Source organism: Rothia sp. HMSC066G07 (assembly GCF_001814485.1).
Taxonomy (GTDB): domain Bacteria; phylum Actinomycetota; class Actinomycetes; order Actinomycetales; family Micrococcaceae; genus Rothia.
Genome location: NZ_KV816922.1, coordinates 478,422 through 483,042, shown reverse-complemented (window position 1 = coordinate 483,042; position 4,621 = coordinate 478,422). Strand labels below are relative to the sequence as shown.

3 protein-coding genes are annotated in these 4,621 nt (G+C 57.3%); 2 read left to right on the top strand and 1 reads right to left on the bottom strand.

Features of this window, described 5'->3' with window-relative positions; translation table 11 throughout:
• A partial coding sequence (locus HMPREF2971_RS09340; RefSeq protein ID WP_210398870.1) for a hypothetical protein occupies positions 1-357 on the top strand: 357 nt, incomplete at its 5' end.
• Between the two features lie 224 nt (positions 358-581).
• Here HMPREF2971_RS09340 and HMPREF2971_RS03575 read toward each other — a convergent pair.
• The gene (locus tag HMPREF2971_RS03575; protein ID WP_070691370.1) at positions 582-3,809 is read right to left on the bottom strand and encodes a DEAD/DEAH box helicase; all 3,228 of its coding nucleotides are present in this window, start codon (positions 3,807-3,809) and stop codon (positions 582-584) included.
• 313 nt (positions 3,810-4,122) lie between these two features.
• Between HMPREF2971_RS03575 and HMPREF2971_RS03570 the strand changes: the two genes are divergently transcribed.
• The gene (locus tag HMPREF2971_RS03570) at positions 4,123-4,560 is read left to right on the top strand and encodes a hypothetical protein (RefSeq protein ID WP_070691367.1); all 438 of its coding nucleotides are present in this window, start codon (positions 4,123-4,125) and stop codon (positions 4,558-4,560) included.
• The last annotated feature ends 61 nt before the right edge of the window (positions 4,561-4,621 follow it).

Genomic DNA, 4,621 nt, shown 5'->3' with positions numbered 1-4,621 from the left:
CGATTAAAGATGGTCGAATCCATAGAAGATGCGCTCCTATCATCGGTGATGGTGTGTTGTTTAGTTACTAGTCGGGCCGTTATTCACAGGTCGCGTCGGCTGCCGGAAGGAAAACAGCCCCGTAGCGCACCCAACAAACGCATCAATGCGTTATGGACACTACAGTTACCACCCTACCGCATGTTTGCCGTCGTTTGCATTCTTTTGAGGATGGTGACGGTGGTTGGTCATTATTCGGGCTTCTCAATGTTTTATGCATCAAATATCTCTGCGCCCGCGGAGGCGCCGCCTCAGCAGAATTTGTGCCATGGTTTAGCGTCTTCTGCCATGGTTTTTAACTACGACCAAAGACGCTAACCTATGGCACAAATCCGTAACCCATGACCGAATCTCCGGCTGCGCCAGGTAGGTGAGAGCCGGTTATGGGTTATGCCTTAGCCTTTTCGTCGATAGGTTAGTGTCTTCACTGCGGGTTAAAGACCCACGGTGAAGACACTAACCTATCGAAAACCTCGGTCTAAAAAGCTGGCGGCCCCGAACACTTCCGTATCCGGGGCCGCCTGACTGTGCTCATTCAGCGCCTACGAGGCAATCTTCGCGATCTGGAACATGGACGCCGGCATCGGCCGGTCTAACGACCAGCGAATATGCATCGGCTTAGAACCCTCGTGAGAAATGTATTTCACGGTACCCAAGCACATGTAGGGTTCGGGGCCGAGCCTATTCTCCCTGTGCTGGCGGGCGAAGAGCACGATGCGTCGGCCTCGCTCCTCGTGATGCTGGAAGAGCTGGCCCGTCGGACTTTCGGGGGTTGTCGCGCTCTGTGAGTCCCATGCGAACTCGTCAGTGCTGATGGCGTAGTCCTTGTACATGGTGGCCGGGGAGAAGTGCTTCTCAGATTTCTCCAGCGTCACCAGTAGCGCGGTGGTATTCGTCGGGTCGAAGGGCACAACACCGTTGACCACGCCGCCGGGTACTTTGAAGTTCTCCTCCTGGCCGCCCAGTCCGGCGAATAGTTCCTCGCGGGAGTAGAGGGCGTGAGTGCGTAGGGGGATGCCTTCGCCTTCAAAGAGCGGCAGGGTGGAGGTGGTATCCGTACCGGCGTTGAAGTTCCAGACGCTCTCCATCTCCTGCAGCATGCCGCGGTTCTTGCGCAGAGTTGCCAGGCCTTCGTTGAGGCTAAACTTCTCAGAAGAACCGTCCCACTTGGCCTTCGGCCAGATGGAGAACAGGAGCATCCATGCGTGGCGGCGCTGTTCTTCGGTCATGTCCTGTTCCAGGATGTCGGTGTTCAGCAGCTCCAGGTATGCGTTAATGCGGAACGTGTCGTGCACGTGCGTGAGTGCCTTGACGCGCTTATTCGTCTCGACAGCCACGTTGTCCTGGAAGGGAACCACCAGGTCGGGGTACAGTTCACTCGCGGCCAGGAGGCTGGTCCAGGTCGTTGCGACGGGCTTAGCGACACCGGGCAGGGTCATCTTGCTGCTACGGCCGTAAATCTGCGGCAGTCCCAACCCGTAGCGGTTGATGAAGTCAATGACGGTGGGGCGAATATCGGGTTCCGTGGAGTTTCGGCGCATATCTTCCAGGTAGCTCTTTGCGGTGTCGATGAGGGCGTTCTGGTTCATGCGTAGGGACTCGCGAATCTTCTGGATGACCTGCTTCTGAGTCATTTCGTCCAGGTGGAAGTGACAGCCAGCCGGCAGTTCAGGGCTCTCAATGTCCTGCTCGGTCAGGGTACCCTGTCGTGCAAAGGCGCGGTACTTGCTGTGAATCATGAAGTTCTTGTTCTGATGTCCCACAAAGTCGAGGACCGTCAGAACAGACTTCAACGGTGCGCGGCGCAGACCGCGGCCCAACTGCTGCAGGAAGAGGGTGAGCGACTGGGTGGGGCGTAGCATCAGGAGGGTGTCGACGCTCGGAATATCGACGCCCTCGTTGAACAGGTCCACGGTGAAGATCGTGGTCAGCTCGTGCGCTTCGTCTGCAAGGTTTTTCATGACCTCGGCGCGGCGCTCGGCGGAATCTGTACCGACCAAGAAGTCGGCGGGAATACCCACCTCGTTGAATTTCTGCGCCATGTATTCGGCGTGCTTCACGCTCACGCAGAAGCCGAGCGCCTTCATGCGCAGGGGGTTGTCGACCTTCTCGCGTAGCTCCTCCACGATGATGCGCAGGCGGCGTTCAGCCTCGTCCTTGGTGTACAGGTTCTCAAGGGCGTTTTCGTCGTATTTGCCGCCCCGAACGTTGATGCGGCGCAGGTCGGTGCCATCGGCAATACCGAAGTACTGGAAGGGTACGAGGAGGTGGTCTTCGAGTGCGTCCCACAGGCGGATTGAGGTCGCCACGTAGCCGTCAAAGTACTTGTCGGCGATGTTCACCCCGTCTTCTCGCTCGGGTGTTGCGGTCAGGCCGATAAATTCGCGGGGCTCAAAATAGTTGAAGACTTTGTCCCAGCTGGCAGCCTTAATATGGTGGCATTCGTCCATGATGATGACGTCGAAATAGTCCGGCGCGTAATTTTCGAGGGCGGCACCTGACAAGGTTTGAATGGTCGCAAAAACAGCCTCATTGTATTCAGGCTTTTTACCGCCGGTCAGGAGCTCACCGAAATTACCTTTAAGCATGACGTCGCCGAAAGTACGGCGCGCCTGGTCAAGGATTTCTTTTCGGTGTGCAATGAAAAGCAGCTTCAGCTTTTTGCCGTACTGCTCGCAGAGGCGCTTGTAATCGAGAGCCGAGAACACGGTTTTGCCGGTGCCGGTTGCGGCCACGGCGAGGTTACGGTGGCGGCCCTTAGAACGAGCGTTCTGCATCTCTTCGAGCATGCGCACCTGATGCGGGAACGGGTGCACATCCAGCAGGGACGAGTCGATATCGTACTCCAGGCCCTTGCTTTTACGGCCGGTAATATCCGCCTTGGCCAGGGCAGTATCCAACTCCTGTTTCTCCTGGTCAGAGGCGGTGTAAAGGGTAAAATCGCCGCTCTTCCAGTAGCTTTCAAACAGGCCTTCAAACTGGCGGATCAGGCCGGGTGTAATCGGGTTAGAGATGCGAACATTCCACTCCAGGCCGTCAGTGAGTGCGGCACTGGACAGGTTCGAGCTGCCCACATAGCCGGTGGACATGCCGGTATTGCGGTGGAACAGCCAGGCCTTCGCGTGCAGTCGGGTGCTGTCGCCCTGGTAACTGATTTTTACCTCGGCACCGTACTCTTCAACGAGGCGGTCGATAGCCTTGCGGTCGGTTGCGCCCATGTAGGTGGTGGTAATAATGCGGAAAGGGATACCGCGATTTTTAATAGCTTTAAGCTGCTCACTCAAACTATTAACGCCGGACATTTTAAGAAATGAGCAGAGCAAATCTACGCGGTCTGCACTTTCTAATTCTTTCTGAATTTCAGTATTGAGATTCAGGTCTTTAGAAGTATTCGTCATCAGAGCAACGTCACTCAGAGGAATATCGGGGCGCGTAGTTTTTGCGTCAGTGAGGGCGAGCTCGCGCATCTGAATTACGTTGCTGTCGTCATCGGTCAGCAACGAATCGTTCTGCTCTTCGGCATCCTGCGGCAGGAGCTCCATCATGCGGTTGATGAGTTCCACCTGGTCTGCGGGGGTCTTGAGGCTTTCGAGGGCGGGGGCCAGCTGGGTGGCGAAGAACTGGGTGAGCAGTTCGGGGATGTTGTAGTCGTCCTTTTCGAGGATTTCTTCCTGCCATTGCGCGCCTTCAGGGATGGTGCGGCTCATGAGCGATGCGCTCTTGAGGTGTTCGTAGAGCCCCAGGGGGAGAGTTTCGTCAGTTGTGGTCATAGCAGCAGCCTAGCAGCCCGGGCGGTTTGCCGCTGCTTGGGTGGTCACTGGCTCACGGGGTAGGGGTGGCGGAATCCTGTAATTACAAAAATTCTGCCCCGCATCCTCCTCGAAAAGCCACATGTGTTTCGAGAAGCCACATAATATGTTGCTTTTCGAAACACATGTGGCTTCTCGGTGCAATAAAAACAGCGCCCCGCACGCAGAACACACCAGCCCAAACGCTATTGATTCGCATCACAGGCCGGCGTTCTTAGGTATCCTTGGGGTAACACCCAGACAGAAGCCCGCCCTCCACCTCGAAAGGGGCCGCATGAAAACCTTCTGGACTAACCTACCCCTCACCATCCGCGCGGCAGTCATCTTCTGCTACGCCTACACGGCAGTGCGCACCCTCAACCTCTTCACTGAGGCAGGCACCGCACCGTTGACCCCGCGTACGCTCCTCGACGGTGCCCTCACCGCGGCTGTCGTCGTCGGTGCCCTCGCCCTGTACCTGGGTAACGCCCTGGGTGCCGCTCTACGCGCCCGACGAGAAGGCTACGAGCCCCGCCCGGTCGGCATCATCGTCGCCTACGCGCTTTTCGTGGCGGTGTGCACCTACCTTATCTGCCGCCTCATCGCCTACACCGTGGAGGCGGGGCTCACCTGGCTCTTCCCGCCCGCCCTCGGCCCGGTTCTGACCGCCGTGGGCATGGCTGTTCTTGGCGTGATCAACTATGTGCGCCTTGACCGCACCCGCAAGGACTAACCGGGGGGGGGAGCTGCACCAAAACCCCTCCTTGAGAAGCCACATGTGTTTCGAGAAGCCA

What these genes read in the sequence shown, in the direction of transcription:
- HMPREF2971_RS03575 (WP_070691370.1), bottom strand. Translation starts at nt 3,809, where the DNA reads ATGACCACAACTGACGAAACTCTCCCCCTGGGGCTCTACGAACACCTC.
- HMPREF2971_RS03570 (WP_070691367.1), top strand. Translation starts at nt 4,123, where the DNA reads ATGAAAACCTTCTGGACTAACCTACCCCTCACCATCCGCGCGGCAGTC.